This window comes from Cupriavidus sp. 01L415 (genome assembly GCF_056400065.1).
This window is the reverse complement of the sequence record NZ_JBFTSP010000036.1, coordinates 21,909-48,103: the sequence shown is the minus strand read 5'-3', so window position 1 is coordinate 48,103 and position 26,195 is coordinate 21,909. Positions and strand designations below refer to the sequence as shown.

The window sequence follows — 26,195 nt, the reverse complement described above, 5'->3', positions numbered from 1 at the left end:
CCAACTGCGACGCAGCATTGCCGAATACATCCGGTATTACAATCACGACCGCATCAAGCTAAAGCTAAATGGGCTGAGCCCTGTGCAATACAGGACTCAGCCCTTGGCCGCATAACTTACCCGTCCAACTTTACGGGGTCAGTTCACCGGGAGGTCCTTCTGCCATGCGTCGCTTTCGCGATGCCACCGCGCGTCAGGTCCGCATCGAGCGATGCCGGCCTGACGCGCGCCTGCTCGCTTATTGCTCCAGCTTGATGTTCTGCACCTTCACCAGATTCTTCATCTTGTCGAATTCCTTCTTGATCTCGGCGGCGTGCTGGGCCGGGGTATTGCCCGACGGCTCGGCGCCCGCCGTGCGCAGGCGCTGGACGAAGTCCTTGTCCTGCAGCGCCTTCACGGCGGCGGCGTTCAGCTTGTTGATCACGTCGTCAGGCGTGCCGGCGGGTGCCACCAGGCCATACCAGGCCGGATCGTTCGGCTCCTTCAGGCCCACTTCGGCAAACGTCGGCACGTCAGGCAAGCCCTCCACGCGCTTGTTCCATGCCACCACCAGCGGACGCAGCTTGCCGGCCTTGATGTACGGAATCGACGACGGCAGGTTGTCCACCATGATCGGCACCTGGCCGGCCAGCACGTCGTTCAGAGCCGGACCCGCGCCGCGGTAGGGGATGTGGACCATGAAGGTCTTGGTCGAGACCTTGAACTGCTCGCCCAGCATGTGGCCGAAGCCGCAGGTGCCCGACGACGCGTACGAGTACTTGCCCGGGTTGGCCTTCAGCACGGCCAGGAATTCCTTGTAGTCCTTGGCCGGGAAATTCGGGTTCACGGCGATCACGTTGGCTACGTTGGCCACGTTGGTGATCGGCTTGAAGTCCTTGATCGGGTCATACGACAGCTTGGGGTTGCAGGCCGGGTTCACGGCCATCGTCGACACGGTGGAGATGCCGATCGTGTAGCCATCGGGCGCTGCCTTGGCGATGGCGTCCGCCCCGATCGAACCGCCCCCGCCGGCACGGTTTTCGACCACCACGGCCTGACCGAGGATGCGGCTCATCTGGTCGGCCACGCCGCGGCCGACGATGTCGGTGGTGCCGCCCGGCGCGAACGGGATGATCAGGCGGATCGGCTTGGTCGGAAAGGTGCTCTGCGCATGGGCCACGGAGGCAACGGCGGCGGTGGCCGCGAGGGCCAGGGTCAGTGCGGTTTTGCCAGCTTGCATGGAAGGAAATCTCCCGTCGGTAAAGCCGAGCGGATCGCGCCCGGGGAGGTCATAAAACGCCGGTGTGCCGCGCGCGGTTCGCTGCGGCACATCGGCGGGCATATTGGCGGGCATGTTGTCGGCAAAGCGGCGGCATGCGTCGCGATCAGCCGCCCAGCAGGCCGCGCTTGAGCGCGCGGTCCACCGGATGTTCGCCCAGGAAGATGCGCAGCACGGCCTGGTAGAAGTCTTCGCCCGGAATCGGCCGGCCGCGCGGGATGCCGTTCATGGCCACCACCGTGCCGCCGTCAGGCGTGAAGTCGAAATTGATGATGTCGCCCCTGCGCGCCGTGCCTACCTCGTTCATGGCGCTCTCCAGTTGCGTGACGCGGTCCCCCAGCATCCTCATCTGGAGTTCGGAGTGGTTCTCGCGCAGGCCCTCGTTGAGCGCCTTCACGAAGGTGTCGGATTCCACCTCGCGCAGCAGACGGATCTGCAGCCGCTTGGGGCCGCGCGTGCCGAGCGCCACCGTTGCGTTGCGCGCGCGTTCGGGCAGGTAGAGCGCGGCCACGTAGCCCTTGATCACGAACACCGAGCGCAGGCCGGTGCCGTTGAGCTGCAGTGCCTTGCCGCCCAGGCGCGCGGCATCATCGAAGCGCACGCCCTCGATTTCCATGGCCGACACCTGCGGCGCCAGCACGGCCAGTGCCACCGTCGCGCAGATCGCGGCGACAAGCTTGCGGGGAAGGGCGGATCGGCGGATTGCGTACTTCATGGTGCGACGGGGCTGCGTGGTACGGCGAGGCTGCGTAAAACGGCAGGCAAGATTTGGCATGCCATGTTGCCGGATTTCTGAAACAATACCCATCCGTATCTGCCCTAGTCTGCACATTTGCATAGTCAGGCTAGGGTGCCTCCGCCGTCATCGGACGCGCCACCTCCCCCTCTCCCCGGGCGTCGCGCCTGTCACGACAACGCTCAAGACCACGGTCGAGACACCGTTAGAACAAAATAGAGACAAATGTCCTCAGCCCTGTTGCTGGTGCCGGATTTCAGCCTGATCCTGATCGGCTGGCTACTCGTCCGCTACACGCCGTTCGACCGTGCGTTCTGGTCCGGTGTGGAACGTCTGGTCTATTTCGTCCTGTTTCCCGCGCTGCTGTTGCAGTCCACCAACAGCGCAACCTTCGACTTCTCTTCCACGTCGGCCATGCTCGGCCTGGCGCTGGCGACGACCGCATTCGGCATGATCGGCGGCTATCTCGTCAAATGGGTCCTGCACCCGGCGCCGCTGGATTTCGCCTCGGGCCTGCAGACTGCGTTCCGCTTCAATTCCTATATCGCGCTGGCGCTGGCATCGCGGCTGGGTGGCAGCGAAGGGTTGGCGATGATGGCGCTGGTGGTCGGCGTGACCGTGCCGTTGTGCAATGTGGTGGCCGTGTGGGCGCTGGCGAAGCACGGTGAATCCCGGCTGCTGCGCGAGCTGGCGCGGAATCCGCTGATCCTGGCCACGGCTGGCGGGCTGATCACGAATCTGCTTGGCCTGCATCCGCCCGAAGTGGTGGCGATGACCCTCAGCCGGCTCGGGTCGGCATCCACGGCCCTGGGCCTGATGACGGTCGGGGCGGGGCTGCAGATGAGCGGCGCCACGGGCACCGTCGGCCCGGTTGCGTGGTGGAGCGGGGTCAAGCTGCTGGCGATGCCATGTTTTGCGTGGCTCGTCGGACGGCACCTGCCGCTGACCGCGCTGCAGTACCAGATCGTGGTGATTTACGCATCGCTGCCGACGGCATCGAGCGCCTATATCCTGGCCGTGCGCATGGGCGGCAATGGGCCGATGGTTGCAGCCACGATTTCGTTGATGACCGTGACGGCCATCGTCACCACGCCGTTCTGGCTGGCGCTGGTCAGCTAGCCGCGGCGTCCTGGGCCAGCGCCCAGTCGATGTGCTCGCGCACGAGCGGCGTGGCGTCGTCCCGCCGGGCCAACAGGGCGCTGCGGATGCGATCCGCCAGCGCAGCATCGGTCGCCGAGGCCGTGCGCAGGCTGTTGCCCAGCCCGATTGCCAGGTTTCGGAGCCAGCGCTCATGCCCGATCCGGCGGATCGGGCTGCCCTCTAGCCGCTGATTGAAGGCTTCCTCGGTCCACAGGAACAGCTCGACCATGTCCGGCGCATCAAAGCCATTGCGAACGTCGAAGTCGGGCAGCGCGGCGCGATGCGCGAACTTGTTCCACGGGCAGGCCAACTGGCAGTCGTCGCAGCCATAGACGCGGTTGCCCATCGGTGCGCGAAATTCCACGGGGATCGGGCCCTTGTGCTCGATCGTCAGGTAAGAAATACAACGGCGGGCGTCCAACCGGTAGGGGGCCAGGATGGCGCCGGTCGGGCAAATGTCGATGCAGCGGCGGCACGAGACGCAATGGGGATCTTCGGCTGGGTCGGCGGGCAGTGGAATGTCGACCAGGATTTCGCCCAGGAAGAACATCGATCCGCCTTCGCGGTCCAGCAGCAAAGTGTGCTTGCCGCGCCAGCCCAGCCCGCCCTGGCTGGCCAGTGCCACCTCCATGACCGGTGCGGAGTCGGTGAAGACGCGGTAGCCGAACGCGCCGATCGCGGTCTCGATGCGCCCCGCGAGCTGCTGCAGCCGGTTGCGCAGGACCTTGTGATAGTCGCGGCCACGCGCGTAAAGCGAGATGACGGCGGTGGCGGGGTCCTCGAGCCGCGCGAATTCATGGCGGCGCCAGTCGTCGGGGCCCTGGGCCGGCAGGTATGGCATGCGGGCGACGATCGCGCGTACGGTGCCGGGCACGAGTTCCGCCGGACGGGCGCGCCGCGTGCCGTGGTTAGCCATATAATCCATGTCGCCGTGGTAACCCGCCTGCAACCACGCCAACAGGCCCGCTTCCGCGTGGCTCAGGTCCACATCGGCGATGCGGATCGCATCGAAACCGAGCTCGGCGCCCCAGTCACGAATGGATTGCACCAGCGACGCCAGGTCATCCGCAGCCGGCGAACCGCCGGAAATGCCGGAGGTGCCGGATGCGGTGCCCAGAGGCGCTGGTGGCAAGTCTTTCGAGGGGACGGAGGCGGGTACTGCGCGGTCGATCATCCCTGAATTGTACGCAATGCCCCTGCTTGAAGAACGCATCCTGTTGCTGCCGGACGAAGCCGCCACCGACCGGTTCGGTGCCGCGCTGGCCGGCGCGGTGCGCGTCATGTCGCCGCGCACGGTGCACGTACAGCTGTCCGGCGACTTGGGCGCCGGCAAGACCACGCTGTCTCGCGCCGTGCTGCGCGCGCTGGGGCACGCCGGCAAGGTCCGCAGCCCCACCTACACGCTGTGCGAGCCGTACCAGGTGTCTCGCGCCGATGGCTCGCCGCTGACCGTCTACCACTTCGACCTGTACCGATTTGCCGATCCCGAGGAATGGATCGACGCGGGGTTTCGCGATTGTTTTGCCGAGCCCGCGTTCAATCTTGTCGAATGGCCGGAAAAGGCCGGCCGCCTGCTCGGGGAACCGGATCTCCACGTGTTGCTCCAATCGGACAATCGTGCGCCGGATGCCGCCGGGCACGTCGACATCGACGGCGCCGATCGCCGCATGGCCATGTTGCGCGCCTATACTCCCACTGGACTTACCCTGCTGACCGCATGCTGATCAAGCGACTTGCCACCGACCGACCCGATGGACCCGACGGACTGCTGCAGGCCCGGCGCAAGTGGATGGCGCAGGCCCTGAAGCTGGGTGCCGGCACGGTGGTGCTGACCCTGGCGGGGCCACAGATCGCGGCAGGCGCCGGCATCGTGGCGGTGCGGGTCTGGCCGGCCGAGGACTACACGCGCGTCACGATCGAATCCGATTCGCCGCTTGCCGCCGCGCACCAGATGATCCGTAATCCGGACCGCCTGGTAGTGGATATCGACGGGCTGGACCTGTCGCCCACGCTGCGCGAGCTGGTTGCCAAGATCACCCCCAATGACCCCTATATCCAGACCGTGCGCGTGGGCCAGAACCGGCCGCGCGTGGTGCGGATGGTGTTCGACCTGAAGGAAGATGTCTCGCCGCAGGTGTTCACGCTGGCGCCGATTGGCGACTACCGCAACCGTCTCGTGTTTGACCTGTATCCGGTCAATCCGCCTGATCCGCTCTGGAAGCTGGTGCGCGATACCGAGGAAAAGCAGCGTCGCTTCGCGTCGAATCCGCCGCCATCGGGCAGCGAAGGCGTGTCCGGTGCCCCGGCCGGTGCCGAGGAAGATGCCATTGGCGCGCTGGTGCGCAAGTTCGAGGACAAGGATCAGTTGCCGCCGGCAACCACCGCGCCGCCGCCCGTCGTGGCAACCGTGAAGCCGAAGCCGGTGCCTACGCCTTCTGCGCCATCGGCGCCACCCGTGCCGCCGCCGATGGCGCAGACCAACGTGCCGCCGCCGAGCCAGTTCAAGATGCGTCGCCTGTTGACGGTGGCCATCGACCCCGGCCACGGCGGCGAGGACCCGGGCGCCATTGGTGCCGCGGGATCGCGCGAGAAGGACGTGGTGTTGCAGATCGCGCATCGGCTGCGCGCCAAGATCGATGCCCAGCCCAATATGCGCGCGATGATGACGCGTGACTCCGACTTCTTCGTGCCGCTGAACGTGCGCGTGCAGAAGGCGCGACGCGTGCAGGCAGACCTGTTTGTGTCGATCCACGCGGATGCGTTCCTGTCGCCGGAAGCGCGCGGCGCATCGGTGTTTGCGCTGTCGGAGCGGGGTGCGTCGAGTTCGGCCGCACGCTGGCTGGCCAACAAAGAAAACAATGCCGACCTGATCGGTGGCACCAACATGGGCAACAAGGATGCCCAAGTGGCGCGCGTGCTGCTCGACCTGTCCACCACGGCGCAGATCAACGACAGCATGCAGGTGGGCAGGGCCGTGCTGTCCGAAATCGGCGGCATCAACAAGCTGCACAAGGGTGCGGTGGAGCAGGCCGGGTTTGCGGTGCTGAAGGCGCCGGACATTCCGTCGATCCTGATCGAGACCGCGTTCATCAGCAATCCCGAGGAAGAGCGCAAGCTCAACGACGACGCTCACCAGGAACAACTGGCCAACGCCATCCTGCGCGGCATCCGGTCGTACTTTGCGCGCAACCCGCCGTTATCGAAGAATCCGTCGGTGTGACGGCACTTCGGTGTGGCGATGGCCTGCGCGGCAGGCACAAACAAAAAGCGGCGCCGAGGCGCCGCTTTTTGCTCGAGCGGGAAACGTCGTCAGGCGCGCACGGCGGTGTGGTTCTCCACGGCGTCGTCGCGGCTGGCATAGCGTGCGGCAATCACCGAGCAGACGATCAGCTGCAGCTGGTGATACACCATCAGCGGCAGCACCAGCAGGCCCAGCGCCGGGTGGCCGGCAAACAGGATCTTGGCCATCGGGATGCCGTTGGCCAGGCTCTTCTTGGAGCCGCAGAACACGGCGGTGATCTCGTCTTCCACGGAGAAGCCCAGGCGGCGCGCGGTGAAGGTGGTGGTGCCCAGCACGACGAACAGCAGCACGGCGGCCATGCCCATCACGGCGCCGATGGTCTGCCAGTGATACTGGTGCCACAGGCCAGCGGCGGTGGCATCGCAGAACGACGAGTAGACGATCAGCACGATCACGCCGCGGTCGATCTTGTTGGTGATCTGCTTCTTCTTGGCGAGCCAGTTGCCGATCAGCGGGCGCGCGATCTGGCCCAGTGCAAACGGCAGCAGCAGTTGCAGCGCCACGCCCATCAGCGCGCGGCCCAGCGGCATCGAGGCGCCGCTGGCGCTGATGACCAGGCCCATCAGCAACGGCGTGGCGGCCATGCCGATCAGGCCGGAGATGGTGGCGTTGAAGATGGCGCCGGGCACGTTGCCACGCGCCATCGACGTCATGGCAACGGAGGACGATACCGTCGAAGGCAGTGCGCAGAGATAGAACACGCCGAGCAGCAGGTCGGCCGGTAGCGTGTTGCGCAGCGAGAGCATCAGCAGCACGCCGACAATCGGAAACACGACGTACGTAAATGCCTGCACGAATACGTGCAGCCGCCAGTGGCGCGCGCCGGACACGAGCTTCTCGCGCGACAGCGCGGCGCCGTGCAGGAAGAAGACCAGCGCCACACCGATGTTGGTCACGATGCCAAGGTGTAGCGGACCGTTGCCGGTACCGAGTTCCGGCGCGACCAGCGCCACGCCGATGGCGGTCAACATGATCAGGACGAATCCGTCGATCAGGTCATAGATTTTCTTGAAGGGAGCGAGAATGGCAGACATTGGGGATATTGCTTAAGGGTTTCCGCTTGGTATTGGACGCCAATGGTGTCTAGAATGCAAATTCATTTATCTCATCCATTCATCTGATCGTTGCATGAATTACACATTGCGGCAGTTGCGGGTCTTCCTGGCAGTAGCGGCGCATGGCAGTTTCAGCCGGGCAGCGGATGCCGTCGGCCTGACGCAGCCCGCCGTCAGCCGGGGCGTGGCGGAGCTGGAAGAAGCACTTGGCGTGCGGCTATTGGATCGCACCACGCGCGAAGTGATCCTGACCGACGCCGGCACGGCGCTGGTCCCGGCGCTGGAACGGCTGCTCGGGCAACTTGACGATACTCTGGAAGAGACCCGGCAGTTGGGTGAGCGCTATCGCGGTCGGGTGGTGATTGCCAGCGCGCCGACCATTTCGGCACGGCTGATGCCGATGTATGTGGCGGCCTGCGCCAGCCAATACCCGGAAATCCGCCTGTTCGTGCGCGACAACGTGCAGGCTGACGGTCTGGAGCAGATCCGCGCCGGCGCAGTGGACTTCGGCGTGCTGATCGATCCGATGGGGCGCGAGGGCCTGACCATCGCCCCGCTGGCAACCGACCCGTTCTGCTTCGTCTGCCGTCGCGACCATCCGCTTGCCGCAGCCGATTCGGTCCCGTGGAGCGCGCTGCATGGGCAGCGCCTGGTCTTGCTGGATTTTGCTTCGGGCAGCCGGCCGCTGATCGACCGCATCCTGGCGCGTCACGGTGTGGCGCCGCATGTGGTGCAAGAGCTGGGCCACTCGGCCAGCGTATTCGGGATGGTGGAGGCGGGGATCGGCGCGTCCGTGCTGCCGTCGTTCTCGCTGCCGCTGCCGGCGGCATCGCCGCTGGTGTCGCGGCCGCTGACGCCGCGCGAGGAGCGCAGCATCGTCATGGTCCGGCGGGAGGACCGGTCGTTGTCGCCCGCCGCCGCCGCCGTTTGGCAGATGGTCCAGACGATGCCGATCCCGGCGGAAGCCGTCGCTTACTGACGAGGCCTGGCGGTCACCATGATCGCATCGAGCGCGAAGCTGCCATCGGCCTGGACGCGATAGCGGTCGCGCACTTCGGCCGGCGCCACCTGCCACAGGTGGCGGATGGCGGCCACGGCCACCTCCGGCGTGCGCATGCGCGCCACCCAACTGCGGAATTCGATGTCGATGCGCCAGACGGGCGACACCTCGACATCGAACCCGGCGGCCTCGAACATCTGCGCCCAGCCAGCCGGCGTGTAGTCGCGGATGTGTGACGGATCGCGCAGCAACTCCACCGATTGCAGCCACGTATCGCAGAGCGGGTCTTCCGCGCCGGCGATGTCGACCAGCACCACCTTGCCTTGCGGCTTGACCACACGCCGGATCTCGCGCAGCGCGGCGGGCAGGTCGCGCCAGTGATGGGCACTCATGCGCGAGACCACCGCGCAGAAGCTGGCGTCATCGAAGGGCAGTTGTTCCGCCGCCCCTTGTTGCGTGCGGATATTGGCGAGACCGCGCGCCTGTGCGGCACCGGCCACCACCTCGAGCATTTCGGCCGACAGGTCGTAGGCGACGACTTCGTTGGCCATGCTCGCCGCGGCAAAGCTGGCGTGGCCTGCGCCGCAGCCCAGGTCCAGCACCCGGCTATGCGCCACGGGTTTCAGGTGAGCGAGCGCTTCCTTGAGTTGCTCGAGGTCCGCGCCTTGCGCATGGACGGCGCTGGTGAGGTAGGCGTTGGCGGTGGCGCCGAACTGTGCGGCGACGAGTTCCTGTTGTTGCATGGGGTTGCCTCGTTCTTGTGTGAGACGGTTGTCGTGGGAAGGACGCTTGCCCGGGCCCGGGGGTTCACGTACTGTAGTGGGCGCGTTTTCCCGGTACAAGTCACACTTTTATCCTGGTATAAAAGCCACCAGCCATGTCGCCCGAACCTCCAATCATTGCCGACGCGCGCCGCGAGGCCGAGCTGGGCGCCTTCCTGCGCAGCCACCGGGAACGCCTGACGCCGGCCGACGTGGGCCTACCGCCCGGTCGCCGCCGGCGCACGCCCGGCTTGCGGCGCGAGGAAGTCGCCCAACTGGCGGGGCTCAGTGCAACGTGGGTGACGTGGCTGGAGCAGGGGAGGTCCGTGATGATGTCGGCGCGGGCGCTGACCAGCCTGGCGCAGGCGCTGAAATTGTCCCGAGCGGAGCGTGCCTATCTGTTTGCGCTCGCCGGCAGGCCGGAGCCCCGGCAGGATGCCGATCCCGCCGTGCCGCCCGCGCTACTGGCCAGCGTGCATGCGATCGCCGGTCCGGCGTACTTGCTTGATCGTCAGTGGACGGCGCTGGCGTGGAATGCGGCAGCGGCCGAGCTGTTTGTCGGCTGGCTCGACGAGAGGAGTCAGGATCGCAATCTGCTCCGCGCGATGTTCCTGTCGCCGGCGCTGCAGGCACTGGTGGAAGACTGGCCGCACCGTGCGGCGCGGCTGGTGGCGGAATTTCGCGTGCACAGCCTGCGCCATGCCGAAGAACCCCCTACGCGGGCACTGGTGGAGGCGTTGCTGGCGGAAAGCCCGGCGTTCCAGGCGGCATGGCGATCGCAGGATGTGGAGGAGCGCCAGGGTGGCCGGCGCGGGTTCCATCACCCGACGCACGGCCTGATCTACTTTGAACAGCTCGCGCTGGTGCCGCCCGCCGCGCCCGGGCTGATGCTCGGGATGCTGCTGCCCGCGGAACGGATGGCGTCGGAGCTGGCGGCAGGTTAGCGTTCCAGCGCGAGTCCCGATGCGAGTCGACGACCCGCACCAGGCACCGAGGTCGCAATTTACTTCGGCTGCATCCGGATGGCGCCATCCAGGCGGATCACTTCGCCATTCATCATCGTATTGCCGAGGATCGCCTTGACCAGCTTCGCATACTCGACCGGACGACCCAGGCGTGGCGGGAACGGCACCATCTTGCCCAGTGCGTCCTGCACTTCCGGCGGCATGCCCAGCAGCATCGGCGTCTCAAACAGGCCCGGGGCGATGGTCATGCAACGCACGCCGTCGCGCGCGAGGTCGCGGGCAATCGCCAGCGTCATGCCGACCACGCCGCCCTTCGATGCCGCATAGGCGGCCTGGCCGATCTGGCCGTCGAATGCCGCCACCGACGCGGTATTGACGATCACGCCGCGCTCGCCCTCGGCGTCCGGCGTGTTCTGCACCATGGCCGCGGCGGCCAGGCGAATCATGTTGAATGTGCCGATCAGGTTGACGCGGATGGTCTTGTCGAACGCGTCGAGCGGGTGCGGGCCATTCTTGCCCACTGTCTTGGCGGCAACCGCGATGCCCGCGCAGTTGATCAGTCCCGACAGGCGGCCCAGCTTTTGTGCCGCGTCGACCGCCGCCTGGCCGTCCGCCTCGGACGCCACGTCGCATTTGACGAACTGGCCGCCCAGCTCCTTGGCCAACGCCGTGCCGGTGGCCTCATTCAGGTCGGCGATCACGACCTTGCCGCCTGCTTCGGCCAGCATGCGGGCCGTGCCAGCGCCCAGTCCCGACGCGCCGCCGGTCACGATAAATACGTTGTTCTGGATATCCATCCGTCTGTCTCCTCGCTGGTCGTGCCGAAAGCATTTGCCGTTTACGTTAACGTAAATCGAGGCCTATTGTACGGACGCAAATCGCCGATGCAAGCACCAATGAAAAAGGCGACCCGGAGGTCGCCTTTTGCACGTGCTGCCAGCATGGCCGCGCCGCGTCGCTACATCACATCACTTCAGCGCGTCGAACACGCTGGCCGTGATCTTGTCGACGTCGCCGAGGCCAGAGATCTTGCGGTACTTCGGCGCTGCCACCTTGGCCGAAGCGTCGCCGTTGGCGGCCCAGTTCGAGTAGTAGTCCACCAGCGGGCGGGTTTGCTGCGAATAGACGTCCAGGCGCTTGCGTACGGTCTCTTCCTTGTCGTCGTCGCGCTGGATCAGCGGCTCGCCCGTGACGTCGTCCAGCATGTCCGCCTTGGGCGGGTTGTACTTGACGTGATAGGTACGGCCCGAGGCCACGTGTACCCGACGGCCGCTCATGCGCTCGATGATCGCGTCGAACGGCACGTCGATTTCCAGCACGTAGTCGATGGCCACGCCGGCTTCCTTCATGGCTTCGGCTTGCGGAATCGTGCGCGGGAATCCGTCGAAGAGGTATCCCTGATCGCAATCGCATTCCTTAAGACGGTCCTTCACCAGGCCGATAATGATGTCATCCGACACCAGTCCGCCCGCGTCCATGACCTTCTTGGCTTCAATGCCGAGCGGCGTACCGGCCTTCACCGCGGCGCGCAGCATGTCGCCCGTGGAGATTTGCGGAATGCCGAATTTCTCGCAGATGAACTTGGCTTGCGTGCCTTTGCCGGCGCCAGGTGCGCCCAACAGGATCAAACGCATTTACGGGTCCTCAGAAGTTTTTGAATTCGGTCTGGCGGGAGGGTCGGAAGGAGGGTAACGCCGCAACTTGACGCAAGACTTACGACGGCAAAGCCGCGACGTGACGGTCGAGGCATATGCCGGAGTCAGGTCATGCTCGACGCCCGGGCGCAACGCCTGCCTGGCGGCAGCGGCGACATCCGGTCGGCTCAATCTCTATCTCCCCACCGAGCCTTTGCCGGCGTGCTTGGCGCGCCAGCGGGCTCTGTTCGGCAAGCATTATGCCACGCGTAGTGCAGATTCGAACCCTGCTTCGGTTGCAGCAGTATGAACTTTAGCGGGCGATTGCAGTCTTCCCCCGCCCGCGGGTCACGGACCTTCCTGCGCCATCCCCTGTGCCCAGAGCGCACGCACGCGGTCCAGGTCCGCTTGCGTGTCCACGCCGGGGGCGGGGGCCGCGGCCGTCACCATCACGCCAATGCGCTCGCCGTGCCACATCGCGCGCAGCTGTTCCAACGCTTCTGTCTGCTCGACCGGCGCGGCGGCGAGGGTCGGAAACCGGCGCAGGAAGCCTGCGCGGTAGGCGTAGATGCCGATATGGCGAAGCACGGGCATGGCGGGCAGCGGCACGCTGGCACTGGCGGCCGGCTGGGCGGGCACGCCGGCCCAGGCATCCCGCGCCCAGGGAATTGGCGCGCGCGAGAAATACAGCGCGCGTCCGGCGTTGTCGCACACGACCTTGACCACATTGGGATTGAAGACGTCGGCCACGTCGTCGAGCGGATGGGCAGCCGTCGCAATCGCGCAATCGGGATGCGAGGCCAGATGCAGGGCCACCTCGTCGATCAGGTTTGGGTCGATCAGCGGTTCGTCGCCCTGCACGTTGACGACGATGGCATCGTCAGCCAGGCCGAGCCGGGTGGCCACTTCCGCCAGTCGGTCCGTACCCGAAGGGTGGTCGGCGCGCGTGATGATCGCTTCCACGCCGCGAGCGGCGCAGGCCACGGCCACTGCCGGGGCATCGGTGGCCACCACGGTGCGTTGCGCCGATGACGCATGAGCGCGTTCGGCCACGCGCACGATCATCGGGTGTCCGCCGATATCGGCGAGCGGCTTGTCGGGCAAACGGGTCGAGGCGAGCCGGGCGGGAATGACGACGGTGAAGGCGGGAATGCTCATTGCCGTGAATTCGGTCGCAGTGAGATCAGTTGCCGGCAGGCGCCGACGGCTCCACTGGCACGACGCGGCCCGGCACGGTCTGGCGTGCTTCGTCCGCGAGCATGACGGGGATGCCGTCGCGAATCGGGTAGGCCAGCTTGTCGGCGTGGCAGATCAGCTCCTGCGCGGCACGGTCGTATTCCAGCTTGGCCTTGCACAGCGGGCAGACGAGGATTTCAAGCAGCCGGTTGTCCATCCTGGTGTTCCTTGTCGAAACCGTTCGTCGCGCCGGGATTGGCGGCTTGCCCCACAGTGACGGGCGTGGCGACGGCCGGGTTGCGCGCGGCAATGGCGCGGCGGATTTTGTCGATCAGGCCCGCGTCGATCACGGGCGTGGTGGGCACGACCCAGATGCGCGGGTCGTCAAAGCGCTCGCATTTTACGGCATCCTTTTCGGTGATCAGAATGATGTCGGCGTCGAGCGCTGCCGGATGGCCCGCAAACGGGTCGTCGGCGAAGTCGTAGTGGTCGGGTAGCGGCAAGGTGGCTGGGTTGAGCCCGGCCTTGCGCAGGCTGGCGAAGAATCGTTCCGGATTGCCGATGCCGGCCGCCGCCAGCACGCGCCGGTCCGCGAATGCGGACACCGGGCGCGCCATCGTCGGGTCGTTCAGCTGCCAGGCGTCGTCGAGCTCGAGCCGCATGCCGTAGACATCGGGCTGGTCTGGCGTGGCGCGGAAATTGGGATCGTTGATCAGCGTCGCGTCGCGCGGACGGGTCAGCGGCTCGCGCAGCGGCCCGGCCGGCAGCAACATGCCATTGCCCCCCATCCGGGTATCGAACATCACGATTTCGAAGTCCCGCTGCAATTTGTAGTGCTGCAGCCCATCGTCAAGCAGCAGCACGTTCACACCCGGATGCGAGACCAGCATGGTCTGGGCGCAGAGGGCGCGGTCCGGATACACCCAGACGGGCACGTCCGCGGCGCGCGCAATCAGCAGCGGTTCATCGCCGACGTCAGACGCCTTCGACGTCGGCTTGACGCGGCGTGGATGCGCGAGTGTCACGCCATAGCCGCGCGACACCACACCGGGGCGCAGCCCGGCTTCGGCCAGTGCCTGCGCCAAGGCAATGACGGCCGGCGTCTTGCCAGTGCCGCCCACGGTCACGTTGCCGACCACGACGACCGGCATTGGCAGGCGTGTCGACCTGAACCAGCCCTTCTGATAGCCATGCCGGCGAATGCGTGCGATCAGGCCGAACAGCAGCGAGGCCGGCCACATCAGCCATGCAAACCAGCCACGGCGCTGCCACTGGGAGGTGACGAAGTCGGCAAGGGCGTGTCGGGGAGCGGGCATGGGCGGGGCGGCAGAGGAGCGCGATGCCGCTACAGGAGCGGGATCGCGCAGGGAATCGCACGAATGCAAACATTATGGGCATTGGGCGGCGCATGCCGCAAGCCCGGTGCGGATAGTACAGGAATGACCGGCGCCACCCTGGTGCCGGTCGCCCCAACTGCCGCAGGTCAGCGCTGCTGGGCGCTCTGCGTGGCGAAGGTCAGCCGCGACAGGCCAGCCACGCGCGCGGCTTCCATCACATTGATCACAGCCTGGTGCGTGGCCTGGGCGTCGGCATTGACGATCACCACCGGCGGCGGCCCGTTGCCGGCGGGGCCGGCGGCGTTGCGCAACTGGTCGGCCAGGCTGGTCACGTCCTTCTGCTCGAGGACCTGCTTGTTGACGGAATAGACACCACGGGCCGAGACGGATACCACGATCTCGCTGGGCCGTTGCTGGGCGCGTTCGGCCTCGGCGGTGGGCAGCTGGATCTGCAGCTCGGTGTAGCGCGAATAGGTGGTCGTGATCATGAGAAAGATCAGGATCACGAGCAGGACGTCGATGAGCGGGATCAGGTTGATCTCCGGCTCCTCGCGGCGCTGACGGGAACGGAAATGCATGGCGCGTCTCCGCGGCTTACGCCCGCCGTTGCGGCAGGATGGCGTCGAGGAAGGCGGTCGCCCGGAATTCCAGTTCGGCCACGTAGTCGTCCACGCGACGGCGGAAGTAGCGCCAGAAGATCAGCGCCGGAATCGCCACGATCAGGCCAAACGCCGTGTTGTACAGCGCCACCGAGATGCCGTGTGCGAGCTGCTCCGGATTGGCGCCAGTGCCGCCCTGGTTACCGAAGATCTCGATCATGCCGATCACGGTGCCCAGCAGGCCCATCAGCGGCGCCACCGAGGCGATCGTGCCCAGCGCGTTCAGGTAGCGCTCCAGCTCGTGCGCCACGACGCGGCCGGCTTCTTCCACCACGTCCTTCGCGGCGTCGCGCGAAGTGTGGGGCTGCAGCACCACATGGCGCAGGCCAGCGGCCAGCACGCGGCCGAGCGGGGAGTTCTTTTCGAGATTGTTGACGACCTCAGGCGTCGCCTTGCGTTGCTGGGCGGCCGACAGGGCCTCCTCGTACAACTTCGGCGGCAAGACCTTGCTGCGCTTGAGGGAAAGAAAACGTTCGACGATCAGCGCAAGCGCGATGACCGAGGCGAGCAGCAGCGGCCAGATCGGCCAGCCGGCCGCTTGAATGATGGAAAACACGTGGACCCCCGAAATCTACACAACCAACGACAGACCCGAAATGGACTTGAAACAGCGGTGCGTGGCAGCCTTTGATGCGCGTCATCACGCCACGCGCAGCGGCAATGCTCGAAAAATGCAGGCGCCACTCTACCCCGGCCCTCGGCGCGCGGCAAGACACTCGCATACGTGCTGTCTCCGGCGCGCATCGCCGGCCCCGGGCGGCTGTCCACACAGATACGGGACAGTGCTGTGGACCGGTTGTGGACAGCTGCCGGAAAAGCGCGCTAACCCCTTGATCGAAAAGGTAGTGGTCGCCTCTGCCACAAATTTAGGCAATCGTGGCCAGCACGGGTAAACCGCATGCTCGTGGCCTGCACGGTGCCAGTCCGCGCCGACGCTGCGGCCGGCAATCAGGTCTTTCCACAACCACGCGGGACAGTGCTGTGGACCGGTTGTGGAAAGGTGGCTGAGAAGCCTCTCAAGTCGTTGATCTGTAAGGAAGAAACTTCGGGTGCTTAAAAAACGTGCAAATGGTCGCCGATGGCATGGCAGATGGCCCCTGGGCGGGCGACACGGCTGAAAAAGGGTAGGTCAGTCGTTTTCGAGGAGGTGGCAATGGGAAAAGTCGCCCGCTTTCCACACTGTTTCGGGACAGGACTGTGGAGCGTCTGTGGATAAAGCATGGAGAAGCGACGTAAACCATTGATCCGTATGGAGTGCCGGATGCTTGATGAAAAAATAGGCAGAAATGGCCCTGGAAAACGGCAGTGCGGAGAGGTCGACATCGCTATCGCGGATCGTTGCTACAGCGCAAGTCGGGGACACTCGCGTGTATTTTCCACAGCCGGGCCCTTGACAGATGATTTATCCAAAGCTTCTGTGGATAACTTTGTGAACAAGACTTGGGCGCTGGCGGTAAGTCGTTGACGCGTAAGGTTTTCTCTTACGCTGCCACTTTTTTGGTCCGCCCGAAAAATCATAAGAATCAAAGGCTTGTACGGGCCCATGCGGGGCTGGGCCGAGTCCATGTGCCTTGCGCTATGCCTCTTGACATAGCGGTTATGCTGTGGACATGTCCATTCCACGCCGCCTGTGCGGCCGTGCGCCATGCCAGACTTCGAGAACTCTTCGCGCCAGATGCCGCCTACGCTGCCCACCCGCACCCGGGAGGTGATTCCGGTGAGCGAACTGAATCACGCGATTGCCGGCGTGCTGGAGCGCAGCTTTCCGCTGGCATGGGTGAGGGGAGAAATCTCAAACTTCACGCGGGCGGCCAGCGGGCACTGGTACTTTTCCCTCAAGGACGCGCGTGCGCAGATTCGCTGCGTGATGTTCCGGGGGCGCAACCAGCATGTCGACTTCACGCCACGCGAGGGCGAGGCCGTGGAAGTGCGCGCGGTGGTATCCATGTACGAGGCGCGCGGCGAACTGCAGCTCGGCGTCGAAGCCATGCGCCGCGCCGGCCTCGGCAATCTTTACGAGGCATTTCTCCGGCTCAAGGAAAAACTTGCACAGGCCGGGCTGTTCGCGCCCGAGCGCAAACGCCCCGTGCCCACGCATCCGCGCACGATTGGCGTGGTGACATCGCTGCAGGCCGCGGCCATGCGCGACGTGCTGACGACCCTGCAGCGTCGTGCACCGCACGTGCCCGTCATCGTCTATCCCGTGCCGGTGCAGGGCGCCGGCGCCGCGGAGAAGATCGCGGCGATGCTGGACGTGGCGGCGGCGCGCGGCGAATGCGACGTGCTGATCTTATGCCGCGGCGGCGGCAGTATCGAAGACCTGTGGTCGTTTAACGAGGAAGTGGTGGCCCACGCGATTGCGCGAAGCACGGTGCCCGTTGTGTCGGGCGTAGGTCATGAAACCGATTTCACGATCGCGGATTTCGTTGCCGATGTGCGAGCCCCCACGCCCACTGGCGCGGCCGAGCTGGTCAGTCCGGACCGCGCGCACTTGCTGCAGGCGGCTCGCCGCGCGCGCGATGCGCTGGCGCAATGCATGGACCGCCAGATGGAACGCCGCACACAGCACCTGGACTGGCTGGCACGAAGGCTGCGCAGCCCGCGGGCGCAGTTGCAGGAGCGTTTTGCGCAGGTCGACAATCTGGCCCGACATTTGCGTGCCGCATTGCGCGATACGGTGGCCGGGCACCGCCATCGGCACGAGATGCTGGCTATGCGCTGGCAGGCCTGCCGGCCGGATGTGGCCGCGGCGCAAGCCGACCTGGATCGCCTTGCCGCACGCATGGAAGCGGCGGCCGCGCGTCGGCAGGAGCGCGAGAGGTTGCACTTGGCGCGCGTGGCAGGCGCGCTGGAGCTGCTCGCACCGCAGCGGACGCTGGAACGCGGCTACGCGGTATTGCTCGACAATCGTGGCCGCGCCCTGCGCTCGCCCACGGATTTGCGCGCAGGCAGCGTGGTGGAAGCGCATCTGGCCGAGGGCGTGGCCGATATCGAGATCGCCGGTGTGCAGGCCAAGCTCGCCGCGTTCTGAATGCTGCGAATTCAGGCGTTCCGCGATTGATTCTCAATCGATCCGCCGACCGCTGCAGGGCAAACTAACATGACTCCAGGGGGCTTTGCGCGCGCGTTTGCGCGGGTCTGGCAAGTCACCTACAATCGGCAACTCCCCACCACTCAAATCCGCTGAGACAGAACAATGGAACATAAGCTCCCCCCGCTCCCCTACGCACATGATGCGCTCGCTCCCCACGTCTCCAAGGAGACCCTGGAGTTCCATCATGACAAGCACCACCAGACGTACGTCACGAACCTGAACAACCTGATCAAGGGCACCGAATTTGAGAACGATTCGCTGGAAGCCATTGTCAAGAAGTCGTCGGGTGGCATCTTCAACAACGCTGCCCAGGTGTGGAACCACACGTTCTACTGGGAATCGATGAAGCCGAACGGTGGCGGCCAGCCGGCTGGTGCCCTGGCGGATGCCATCAACGCCAAGTGGGGCTCGTTCGACAAGTTCAAGGAAGAGTTCACGAAGGTCGCCGTGGGCACCTTCGGTTCGGGCTGGGCCTGGCTGGTGAAGAAGACCGACGGTTCGCTGGACCTGGTCTCCACCTCCAACGCCGCCACCCCGCTGACCACCGACGCCAAGCCGCTGCTGACGTGCGACGTGTGGGAACATGCCTACTACATCGACTACCGCAATGCCCGTCCGAAGTACGTCGAGGCATTCTGGAATGTCGTGAACTGGGACTTCGCGTCGAAGAACTTCGCCGGCTGATTCCCTGTTGTCGCGTGGCAATATGGTTTGGAACGCGGCGCGATAGCCTGCAATCGGGCTACGCGCTGCGGCGAAGTCCAGGCCATCGAAAGAGTCCTTTTCCAGGGACTCTTTTTTTGCTTTCAGGGCCGTGATTCGTGGCCGGCCATCACATCACCGAGCCGCCATTCGGGCTGATGACCTGTCCGACCAGGTAGTGCTCGTCGGTGGCGAGGTGCAGCACCGTTGCGGCGTATTCCTCAGGCGTGCCGAAACGTCCCGAGGGGCAGCCCTGCCAGAGCCGGTTGCGGCCGGTGTCCCCGATCTGGTCGAGATAAGCGTTGAAATCGGGCGTTGCGACGCCGCCGGGTGCCATCACATTGACGTAGATGTTGGCGCCGGCCACTTCCATCGCCACCGAGCGGCTGAACGCGATCACCGCGCCCTTGGTCGCGCTGTAGTGCGGGCTATGCGCACTCTTGGGCGATGTGCCGGCAACCGACGCAATATTGACGATGCGTCCGTAGCGTTGCGGTTGCATGAGCCTGAGTGCTTCGCGCGTGCAGAAGAACACGCCATGCACGTTGACACCCCAATAGCGCATCCATTCGTCATCGGTGATTTCGCTGGAAGTTCAGCGTGTCACGTGCCACCGGTGTTTGCATGTAGGCGTAGAACCTGTTTCGGTGTTCGGTATCGATTGGCCGGTTCGGCACCGGCGCGGCGTTGTTGACGAGCACATGCACGGTGCCGAAGTGCGCCGCCGCGGTCGCGAACATGTCGGTCACTTCGGCGCTCGAAGACACATCGCAGCGCACGGCGAGGCAGGTGCCGCCTGCCGCCTCCACCGCGTCGCGGGCGTCGGCCGGCGAGGCCTCGTTTACGTCGCAGATCACGACCCTGGCACCTTCGCGCGCGAGCGTGATGGCGATCGCCTTGCCCAGGCCCGGCCCGACGCCGGTCACGAGTGCAACCTTGTCCTGCATTCGCATAGGAACATCTTCATGTTGAGGTGAGGCCGGTTCTCGCGCCAGCGGCGTGTGCGAGGTCTCGGCGGATGAAGCCGCGAGCGCGGGAACAGGTTGTTCCCTTCCGATCGACCTGACCGTTTGGTCGGCCCCGGTGGCTTGCGGGACGCAATGATTGCGCGCCAGCCTGTTGCTCAGATCCGGGTCGCCGTCTGTATCCTGGGAAGTGTCCCGGACCATGCGGGATCGGAATTGCAGAGCCCTGTCGGTTGGCTGTCGCGCATGTCGGGAATTATGGGCGCGAAGAGGCGATGCAATTTATCCCGGCGTCACTCGTTATTGTCTTGCTCGCATATTCGGCGTTAACCCCGAGCGAGCGTCGCCACCGTGCAGCGGCGCATCAGATGACATGCAGGGTGAATGGGCGGTGGAGGCAATTTGCCGAAGCCCGGAATGGAAAAGGGCTGAGTCCCCTGCGTTGCAGGACTCAGCCCTTTCTGTCATCCATCAGCTCGCGCTGATTTCAGAGCGTTCAGATCGGCTCGATCTTGGTTGCTGCCGGGCCCTTTTGGCCGACGCCCACCACGAAACGCACCTTCTGGCCTTCTTGCAGCGACTTGAACCCGCTGCCTTGAATTTCGGAGAAGTGTGCGAAGAGATCCTCACCGCCTGCGTCAGGGGTGATGAAGCCGAAGCCCTTGGAGTCGTTGAACCACTTTACGGTACCGGTTTCCATGCTGGAATTCCTTTTTGAGTTCTGAATGGACGAGAAATTGCCCATCAGGCATGACTATCAAGGAAGGCACATGGAGCAATGAATCGCACGTAGACGACCCACAAACATCTAGGTGTAACTGCTTGAAGGGTCCTGCACATCCACTTATACAGCCTCCATGGTGGGGCGTCAATGCAAGTCTGTCGGTCGCCTGGTCTGTGCCGGGCGGCGTTTTTATCCTTGGGCGCGCATGCCCCCGACGCATCGCATTTGGCGCAGTCGCCGCACTTGTCACGCATCCCGCTGCAAGCCCGCCTCGTCAAATTGACGGTGCAAAGTGCTGCAGACCCGTCAACGAAAGAACGGACACTCGGTGGCAATCAGCGTATGCTGGCTCAAGGACCGCGAAAGATAAGTCTCAAATCAATACTTACTGAAACCAGGGAGGCAAGTATGGCGAGACAGATTAAGAACAAGGCGGAATTGCGCGCGATGATCCGCGCGGCACAAGAGAAGCTGCCGGCATGCGCGGGCACTTGCTTTGGCGATGTCTGTTGGCACCAACCCGATGCGGATGGCTGCAACTGGAGTTTGTCCAGGATGGAAGGCGAAAACAGCGCCGCCTGCGTGGATGCCATCCAACCCCTGGTCATCTCCTTGCAGCAGCAATTCAATATTCCGGAAGAGAGTAGTCGCGGTTGAGATTGCTCATGGGGTTTGTCCGATAGCGTTCTCCGAATTAAGCGGGCCATTGGGCGGCGAGAATCAGTCGGCGCCGATTGGCATTGGACGTGACGAAACCCCGTGCCGGTCGCCCGGATCATGGTCGACGAATCAACGCGGCGCACCTGTTCGACGTGCGCTCCGGAATTCGATCCGGCATGAGGCCCCTTCATTGACGCCCTACCGGTGGCCCTGTATAAGCGTAGATACAGGGATGGTCAGCGCTCGCGTGAACGTGGTCTGGCCCTTCCACAGCATTCAACCCTATTGCTACGGCTCGGGCGGAACACAAGGATTCCTCCTGCCGTCCACGCCTGATGTTCGTCTGGCGCGTGGTGCTCGTTTGGTGTGATGGGGTCGTGTCACCGCGATCAGCATTGCGCGAAGTCTCGCTGGCACTGACGCAGACAAGCGCCGGATTACATTCGGCGCAGCGGCAATTGGCCCTGCTTGCTTCGGCCGGCCGCGTACGCCTCCGGCTTGTTTGCGGCGGCGCCGGATCCCAGTCAAGCAACAGAACTCAACAGCCGCGCAGCATGTGCCGCGTGGCGAACCTCTTACGCATCCTGGAGCTGATTTTGGATAACAAACCGTCGGCAACTTACAAAGGTTTCGACCTCTATCCGTTGGTGTATCGGATTCCTCCCGTCGCGTCGTGGCCTCGCACCAAGCCGGACCGCACGTTCAACGCCTCCGTGGTGATTTGCCGGGAGGGGGGGCGCCCCGATGGCGAGGACCCCACACGCGTATTCCGGATCGAGAGCGCCCCATGGGAGAACATCGGTTCGGCGCGACGCGGCGCGATCGAATTCGGGCAGCGCGTGATCGACGGCCTGGTGCCGGGCGAATCCGTGTCTGCGTTGTAATCATCGGGCGACCCATGCATGCCAGCGGTTTCCACCTCTTGTCAGGGACCCAATGGCTTTCCAGGCCGGGCTGGCAGGTTATTCCGGCCAATGTTTGTCGATAGAGGGACTTCAGCATGGAAGCATCGCGCTCTTCACCGACCTTCATTTGCGATTTGCCTGGCCCGAGCGGGAACATTGCCTATCACCTGGCAGTCCTGCTTGATGACACCCGGCCCACGAAGGTTATTTTCACGAGCTTTGTGGGCGCCGGCAGGCGTTCTTTCGAAGTCCAGGCATCCGACGTAACGCTTCCCCTCGAGCCAGGCGCAGGCAATTACGAAGCGATTTGTCGCATCGCGATCGGCCAGGTCATCCGGGACAACCTGCACGACAAACTCGGCGTAGGCAATTTTGTTCTGGATCCTTCCTCCGAGCGTTGGACGGGGGAGCTCAAGGCAGTGGGCAAGCATGTCCGCACGAGCGTGAATCTGCCGAATCGATTCTGATCGGGCTCCGGCTATTCGGGCGGGCAGCACCCCGGGTGTACACGTGGTCAATGCAGGATTCAATGTACGACACAGGCAATCACGCGAATGTCGCAGTCGTTTGAGTAGGACACCATCGCATGAATAAACCTGCAAGCCAGCGTTCCACGCCCCTCCGGCGGGCGCGACGTCAAGCTGGGGGAACATCGTGACGTACTGCGATGAATGCCGGGCGATCAGGCAGGGGGAGATCGGTGCGCCGGGTCACGTGGGGCTGCGCATCACGGATACCCAACGGCGCAAGCTGAGCAAGGCGCGCGCTGTGACAATCAGCACGTTCGTCTGCGGCACGTGCGGCGCCACGTGGGTCTATCGCGACCGGCCCGACGGCAACCTTCAGGGCTGGACCGATCTGCAGACGTTGCCCGCCGACAGCCAGATTCAGGCGCCTTGACGCCGCCATGGCCGACATTGCCCCGATGCCAGAGGCCGTTCATGAGCGAAGATCCGCGCTGGGTCACTGAGCCCTATCGTGGCATGTATGCCCACGGGCTCGCCATCCGGATCGACGAGGAGCGGGAGAGCGCAACATTGCCGGGGCAACGATGGGGTTATGTCCTGGCGATCAGCTTTAGCGCGCGGCCATCAGACCGTGGGATCGGATTGGAGCAGGACCAGGACGACTACTACACCGCGGAGGCTGCGGAGCAGGCCGCATTGCACTATGGGAAGCTTGCAATAGATGTGCTTCGTGACATGCACTGAACGGAGCATGCGGCACGCCGCTCAGACTACAGCCCTGTGATCGACTGTCCGGGCACGAAACCGTCAATGATGTCCTCGCCGGCTTGCACCGCTGCACGCCGTGCGCCGCCCAGGCTATCCCATTGGTTGGACAGCATCGGAAAGAGCCTGACCTGATCCGAGGCGGGATCCTGGCCTTCCTTGCAAATGACGACAGACGCACTGTAGGTGCGATCCGGCCGCCGTTCATACCACTCGCGTGTCGCGTGGTAGGTGTAGATCAGTGGATAGATGTCATAGCCCTTGTAGTTGGCGCTGGGTGATGTGTCCATGGCCGCTCTCCGATGAGGGTATTCGGTCACTGTACGCCCCTTGAATCACCGCACTGCTGATTATTTTCCGCATGATGTGTCGAACACGCTTTTGCCTCGACCTGAACGTGAGAGCGGCTTTTCATGTACGTCATGCGGGGCACGCATTCCCATCGGGCAGGCATGCCTCCTTCCGAGGATCTCCAGCACTGTCATCGAGCTGTGCTAGCGTCGCGCGCTGGCGCGTATCGTTTCAGGCATTCTCAGGTGGGAGACTTCATGCAATCCGGCATTGTCGAATCCGGCTATGGTTCCGATCCGGTCGGGATGGTCAGCGGTTTCTTGTTCGCTCCTGGGCAGCCGACCCGGGAAATCGACTCCCATGCCGCGGTGGCGTGGTTGCGGCAGCAGGATGCCGGATCGCAAGCCGCGTCCGATGCGGCGTCCACGCACGATCGCCCCTTTCTCTGGCTCCACTTCAACCTTTCCCACAGTGCCTGCGAGCGCTGGATGAGGAGCCAGCTCGACCTGCCTGACGATTACTTCGAGGCCCTGCGCCAGGGCTCGCGATCGACGCGTATCGAGCGTCAGGACAGGGCCCTGCTCGCCGTGGTCAACGACGTCATCTACAACTTCGGTGTCACGTCCACCGATATCTCCACGCTCTGGGCAAACGCCGACCACCGGTTGCTGGTGACAGCGCGCGCCCGGCCGCTCCGCTCGGTCGACAGGTTGCGCGCCGCCGTGCGTCGCGGGGAGGCCTTCCGGTCGCCACTGGATCTCGTCGTGCACCTGCTGCGCGACCAGGCTGACGTGCTGGTGCAGATCGTGCGGGAGACGGGGAGCGGCGTTGACCAGATCGAGGACCAGTTGCTGTCGCAGCGCCTGAAGGGCAACCGCGCGGATCTGGGGGCAATGCGGCGCGGGCTGGTGCGATTGCAGCGGCTGCTGGCGCCGGAGCCGGGCGCGCTGTTCCGGCTGCTGAATCGCCCGCCGGCCTGGCTGCAGGAAGGCGACTTGCAGGAGTTGCGTGAATCCACCGAAGAGTTCTCGCTGGTGCTCAACGATCTGGCCGCGCTGGTGGAGCGCATCAAGCTGTTGCAGGAAGAAATTGCTGCCAAACTGAATGAGCAGACCAACCGTACGCTGTTCACGCTGACGCTGGTGACCGTGCTGGCACTGCCGATCAACATCGTGGCGGGCTTTTTCGGGATGAATGTGGGCGGCATTCCGCTGGCCGATCATCCGCACGGTTTCTGGGTGCTGGTGGTGCTGGTTGCCAGCTTCACGGTGCTGGCGGGGCGGTGGGCGTTCCGCAAGCAGACGGAGTGACGTCCGCCGTGCTTTTTCATGCAATTGCCACGGCACGGGCGTACGATATCTGGTCACTGCTGTGCGATCGGCAATCGACCCGATCTCCGTGACGGAGCAAAACATGGATTACAACGACGAGGCGCTGATCCGGCGCATTCACCGCGAGGTAGCGGACTACTACGACGAGGAACTCGAACTGGAGCTCGAGGACCGCGATCCGAGCCTCGTCCAGAGCCTGTTGTCCGGGGAGTCGGGTGGTCCTGGCGACAACAGCGATATTGGCGACACCGACGCCGAGCGTGCCGAACGGCACATGTACTTCCGCGAGCTGTTCCGCTTGCAGGGCGAGCTGGTCAAGCTGCAGAGCTGGGTGGTAGCCACCGGGCACAAGGTCGTGATCCTCTTCGAAGGGCGCGATGCCGCCGGCAAGGGCGGGGTGATCAAGCGCATCACGCAGCGCCTGAATCCGCGCGTGTGCCGCGTGGCTGCGCTGCCGGCGCCGAACGATCGCGAGCAGACCCAGTGGTATTTCCAGCGTTACGTATCGCACCTGCCGGCGGCCGGCGAGATGGTGTTGTTCGACCGCAGCTGGTACAACCGCGCCGGCGTGGAGCGCGTGATGGGCTTCTGCTCGGACGACCAGTACGAGGAATTCTTCCGCTCCGTGCCGGAATTCGAGCGCATGCTGGTGCGTTCCGGCATCCAGGTCATCAAGTACTGGTTCTCGATATCGGACGAGGAGCAGCACCTGCGCTTCCTGAGCCGTATCCATGATCCGCTCAAGCAGTGGAAGCTGAGCCCGATGGACCTGGAGTCGCGCCGTCGCTGGGAAGACTACACGCGCGCCAAGGAAATCATGCTGGAGCGCACCCATATCGCGGAGGCGCCGTGGTGGGTGGTGCAGGCCGTGGACAAGAAGCGCGCGCGCCTGAACTGTATCCATCACCTGCTGCAACAGATGCCCTACGTGGAACCGCCGCAGCCGACCATCGTCCTGCCCGAGCGCGAGCGCCACGCCGACTACACGCGTCAGCCTGTGCCGGCGAGTTTGATCGTGCCTGAAGTCTATTGACGACTGTCAACCCTACTCGCGTGCAATGCGCGGACGGACCCCGAACATATTGTGCGGGGTTCGTCATGTCCAATAAACTTCATTTTCAATACTTTTTGCGTGCGAAGCACTAATGCCGGATGCGGCGCGCGCGATGCCCCACTTGCGTGGGGCGTCGAAAAGTCATCTCAAGCGCGTCTTCGCGCGCGCCGATAAATCGGGACGTTCCCCGGATTGGTGCGTGTAGCGCGCCATAA

Annotated in this window: 31 protein-coding genes; 15 read left to right on the top strand and 16 right to left on the bottom strand. The window is 64.5% G+C overall.

Features of this window, described 5'->3' with window-relative positions:
- Positions 1 to 4 precede the first annotated feature (4 nt).
- Positions 5 to 115, top strand: coding sequence for an IS3 family transposase (locus AC1DOX_RS28035; RefSeq protein WP_441618306.1), 111 nt, complete (start codon positions 5 to 7; stop codon positions 113 to 115).
- Positions 116 to 238: 123 nt separating this feature from the next.
- Here AC1DOX_RS28035 and AC1DOX_RS28030 read toward each other — a convergent pair whose 3' ends face one another.
- Both AC1DOX_RS28030 and AC1DOX_RS28025 read right to left on the bottom strand, forming a co-directional pair.
- A complete protein-coding gene (locus AC1DOX_RS28030) occupies positions 239 to 1,219 on the bottom strand; it encodes a tripartite tricarboxylate transporter substrate binding protein BugE (RefSeq protein WP_441623469.1) in 981 nt (326 codons plus the stop codon).
- Between the two features lie 145 nt (positions 1,220 to 1,364).
- The gene (locus tag AC1DOX_RS28025) at positions 1,365 to 1,973 is read right to left on the bottom strand and encodes a chalcone isomerase family protein (protein ID WP_255371138.1); all 609 of its coding nucleotides are present in this window, start codon (positions 1,971 to 1,973) and stop codon (positions 1,365 to 1,367) included.
- A gap of 246 nt (positions 1,974 to 2,219) precedes the next feature.
- Between AC1DOX_RS28025 and AC1DOX_RS28020 the strand changes: the two genes are divergently transcribed.
- On the top strand, positions 2,220 to 3,113 hold the full coding sequence (locus tag AC1DOX_RS28020) for an AEC family transporter (RefSeq protein ID WP_441623467.1): 894 nt from the start codon (positions 2,220 to 2,222) through the stop codon (positions 3,111 to 3,113).
- Here the strand turns inward: AC1DOX_RS28020 and queG are convergent.
- Positions 3,106 to 4,308, bottom strand: a complete 1,203-nt coding sequence (gene queG / locus AC1DOX_RS28015; RefSeq protein WP_441623465.1) for a tRNA epoxyqueuosine(34) reductase QueG — start codon at positions 4,306 to 4,308, stop codon at positions 3,106 to 3,108. The genes AC1DOX_RS28020 and queG overlap by 8 nt on opposite strands.
- Before the next feature lie 16 nt (positions 4,309 to 4,324).
- Here queG and tsaE point away from each other — a divergent pair, with 16 nt between their 5' ends.
- Together tsaE and AC1DOX_RS28005 are read left to right on the top strand one after the other, a co-directional pair.
- Positions 4,325 to 4,858: a tRNA (adenosine(37)-N6)-threonylcarbamoyltransferase complex ATPase subunit type 1 TsaE gene (gene tsaE / locus AC1DOX_RS28010; protein ID WP_441623463.1), complete on the top strand. Its 534-nt coding sequence runs from the start codon at positions 4,325 to 4,327 to the stop codon at positions 4,856 to 4,858.
- On the top strand, positions 4,852 to 6,354 hold the full coding sequence (locus AC1DOX_RS28005; RefSeq protein ID WP_477101627.1) for an N-acetylmuramoyl-L-alanine amidase: 1,503 nt from the start codon (positions 4,852 to 4,854) through the stop codon (positions 6,352 to 6,354). Before tsaE ends, AC1DOX_RS28005 begins: the two co-directional genes overlap by 7 nt.
- A gap of 89 nt (positions 6,355 to 6,443) precedes the next feature.
- Here AC1DOX_RS28005 and AC1DOX_RS28000 read toward each other — a convergent pair whose 3' ends face one another.
- Positions 6,444 to 7,469, bottom strand: coding sequence for a bile acid:sodium symporter family protein (locus AC1DOX_RS28000; RefSeq protein ID WP_441623459.1), 1,026 nt, complete (start codon positions 7,467 to 7,469; stop codon positions 6,444 to 6,446).
- Positions 7,470 to 7,563: 94 nt separating this feature from the next.
- On the opposite strand from AC1DOX_RS28000, the gene AC1DOX_RS27995 reads away from it, so the two are divergent.
- Entirely contained in the window at positions 7,564 to 8,469 is a 906-nt protein-coding gene (locus tag AC1DOX_RS27995; protein ID WP_092136146.1) for a LysR family transcriptional regulator, read from the top strand.
- On the opposite strand, the gene AC1DOX_RS27990 is transcribed toward AC1DOX_RS27995, so the two are convergent.
- Entirely contained in the window at positions 8,463 to 9,233 is a 771-nt protein-coding gene (locus tag AC1DOX_RS27990; RefSeq protein WP_441623456.1) for a class I SAM-dependent methyltransferase, read from the bottom strand. The two genes, AC1DOX_RS27995 and AC1DOX_RS27990, sit on opposite strands and share 7 nt — an antisense overlap.
- A 134-nt stretch (positions 9,234 to 9,367) precedes the next feature.
- Here AC1DOX_RS27990 and AC1DOX_RS27985 point away from each other — a divergent pair, with 134 nt between their 5' ends.
- Positions 9,368 to 10,195, top strand: coding sequence for a helix-turn-helix transcriptional regulator (locus AC1DOX_RS27985; protein WP_441623454.1), 828 nt, complete (start codon positions 9,368 to 9,370; stop codon positions 10,193 to 10,195).
- Positions 10,196 to 10,254: 59 nt separating this feature from the next.
- Here AC1DOX_RS27985 and AC1DOX_RS27980 read toward each other — a convergent pair whose 3' ends face one another.
- The 7 genes from AC1DOX_RS27980 to AC1DOX_RS27950 all read right to left on the bottom strand — a co-directional run bounded on the left by AC1DOX_RS27980 (position 10,255) and on the right by AC1DOX_RS27950 (position 15,578).
- Entirely contained in the window at positions 10,255 to 11,013 is a 759-nt protein-coding gene (locus AC1DOX_RS27980) for a 3-hydroxyacyl-CoA dehydrogenase (RefSeq protein ID WP_441623452.1), read from the bottom strand.
- Positions 11,014 to 11,184: 171 nt separating this feature from the next.
- Entirely contained in the window at positions 11,185 to 11,850 is a 666-nt protein-coding gene (adk, locus tag AC1DOX_RS27975) for an adenylate kinase (protein ID WP_092136152.1), read from the bottom strand.
- A 348-nt stretch (positions 11,851 to 12,198) separates the two neighbouring features.
- A complete protein-coding gene (kdsB, locus tag AC1DOX_RS27970; protein ID WP_441623450.1) occupies positions 12,199 to 13,008 on the bottom strand; it encodes a 3-deoxy-manno-octulosonate cytidylyltransferase in 810 nt (269 codons plus the stop codon).
- Positions 13,009 to 13,033: 25 nt separating this feature from the next.
- Entirely contained in the window at positions 13,034 to 13,243 is a 210-nt protein-coding gene (locus AC1DOX_RS27965) for a Trm112 family protein (protein ID WP_092136155.1), read from the bottom strand.
- Complete coding sequence (lpxK, locus tag AC1DOX_RS27960; RefSeq protein ID WP_477101626.1) at positions 13,224 to 14,342, bottom strand: tetraacyldisaccharide 4'-kinase; 1,119 nt, start codon at positions 14,340 to 14,342, stop codon at positions 13,224 to 13,226. Before lpxK ends, AC1DOX_RS27965 begins: the two co-directional genes overlap by 20 nt.
- A 167-nt stretch (positions 14,343 to 14,509) precedes the next feature.
- A complete protein-coding gene (locus AC1DOX_RS27955; RefSeq protein WP_092136158.1) occupies positions 14,510 to 14,941 on the bottom strand; it encodes an ExbD/TolR family protein in 432 nt (143 codons plus the stop codon).
- A gap of 16 nt (positions 14,942 to 14,957) precedes the next feature.
- A complete protein-coding gene (locus tag AC1DOX_RS27950) occupies positions 14,958 to 15,578 on the bottom strand; it encodes a MotA/TolQ/ExbB proton channel family protein (RefSeq protein ID WP_092136160.1) in 621 nt (206 codons plus the stop codon).
- Between the two features lie 1,089 nt (positions 15,579 to 16,667).
- Between AC1DOX_RS27950 and xseA the strand changes: the two genes are divergently transcribed.
- Both xseA and sodB read left to right on the top strand, forming a co-directional pair.
- Positions 16,668 to 18,053, top strand: a complete 1,386-nt coding sequence (gene xseA, locus AC1DOX_RS27945) for an exodeoxyribonuclease VII large subunit (RefSeq protein ID WP_441623445.1) — start codon at positions 16,668 to 16,670, stop codon at positions 18,051 to 18,053.
- A 165-nt stretch (positions 18,054 to 18,218) separates the two neighbouring features.
- Complete coding sequence (sodB, locus tag AC1DOX_RS27940) at positions 18,219 to 18,800, top strand: superoxide dismutase [Fe] (RefSeq protein WP_092136163.1); 582 nt, start codon at positions 18,219 to 18,221, stop codon at positions 18,798 to 18,800.
- Positions 18,801 to 18,948: 148 nt separating this feature from the next.
- Here the strand turns inward: sodB and AC1DOX_RS27935 are convergent, their stop codons facing one another.
- The 3 genes from AC1DOX_RS27935 to AC1DOX_RS27925 form a co-directional block, all read right to left on the bottom strand.
- Complete coding sequence (locus AC1DOX_RS27935; RefSeq protein ID WP_441623442.1) at positions 18,949 to 19,383, bottom strand: SDR family NAD(P)-dependent oxidoreductase; 435 nt, start codon at positions 19,381 to 19,383, stop codon at positions 18,949 to 18,951.
- 7 nt (positions 19,384 to 19,390) lie between these two features.
- Complete coding sequence (locus tag AC1DOX_RS27930) at positions 19,391 to 19,771, bottom strand: SDR family NAD(P)-dependent oxidoreductase (RefSeq protein WP_441623440.1); 381 nt, start codon at positions 19,769 to 19,771, stop codon at positions 19,391 to 19,393.
- A 508-nt stretch (positions 19,772 to 20,279) separates the two neighbouring features.
- Positions 20,280 to 20,483, bottom strand: coding sequence for a cold-shock protein (locus AC1DOX_RS27925; protein ID WP_092136167.1), 204 nt, complete (start codon positions 20,481 to 20,483; stop codon positions 20,280 to 20,282).
- Positions 20,484 to 20,702: 219 nt separating this feature from the next.
- Here AC1DOX_RS27925 and AC1DOX_RS27920 point away from each other — a divergent pair, with 219 nt between their 5' ends.
- The 5 genes from AC1DOX_RS27920 (at position 20,703) to AC1DOX_RS27900 (ending at position 23,283) form a co-directional block, all read left to right on the top strand.
- Positions 20,703 to 21,164 (top strand): hypothetical protein, encoded by a 462-nt coding sequence (locus tag AC1DOX_RS27920; RefSeq protein ID WP_441623438.1) that lies wholly within the window; start codon positions 20,703 to 20,705, stop codon positions 21,162 to 21,164.
- 599 nt (positions 21,165 to 21,763) lie between these two features.
- Positions 21,764 to 22,051, top strand: a complete 288-nt coding sequence (locus tag AC1DOX_RS27915) for a hypothetical protein (RefSeq protein WP_092136692.1) — start codon at positions 21,764 to 21,766, stop codon at positions 22,049 to 22,051.
- 116 nt (positions 22,052 to 22,167) lie between these two features.
- Positions 22,168 to 22,539, top strand: coding sequence for a hypothetical protein (locus AC1DOX_RS27910; protein WP_441623436.1), 372 nt, complete (start codon positions 22,168 to 22,170; stop codon positions 22,537 to 22,539).
- 187 nt (positions 22,540 to 22,726) lie between these two features.
- On the top strand, positions 22,727 to 22,972 hold the full coding sequence (locus tag AC1DOX_RS27905; protein WP_441623434.1) for a hypothetical protein: 246 nt from the start codon (positions 22,727 to 22,729) through the stop codon (positions 22,970 to 22,972).
- 41 nt (positions 22,973 to 23,013) lie between these two features.
- Positions 23,014 to 23,283: a hypothetical protein gene (locus tag AC1DOX_RS27900; RefSeq protein ID WP_255371140.1), complete on the top strand. Its 270-nt coding sequence runs from the start codon at positions 23,014 to 23,016 to the stop codon at positions 23,281 to 23,283.
- Positions 23,284 to 23,309: 26 nt separating this feature from the next.
- Here AC1DOX_RS27900 and AC1DOX_RS27895 read toward each other — a convergent pair whose 3' ends face one another.
- On the bottom strand, positions 23,310 to 23,594 hold the full coding sequence (locus AC1DOX_RS27895; protein WP_092136177.1) for a hypothetical protein: 285 nt from the start codon (positions 23,592 to 23,594) through the stop codon (positions 23,310 to 23,312).
- A 258-nt stretch (positions 23,595 to 23,852) separates the two neighbouring features.
- Here AC1DOX_RS27895 and AC1DOX_RS27890 point away from each other — a divergent pair, with 258 nt between their 5' ends.
- On the top strand, positions 23,853 to 24,905 hold the full coding sequence (locus AC1DOX_RS27890; protein WP_441623431.1) for a transporter: 1,053 nt from the start codon (positions 23,853 to 23,855) through the stop codon (positions 24,903 to 24,905).
- Positions 24,906 to 25,008: 103 nt separating this feature from the next.
- Entirely contained in the window at positions 25,009 to 25,959 is a 951-nt protein-coding gene (ppk2, locus tag AC1DOX_RS27885) for a polyphosphate kinase 2 (RefSeq protein WP_092136181.1), read from the top strand.
- Positions 25,960 to 26,195 lie beyond the last annotated feature (236 nt).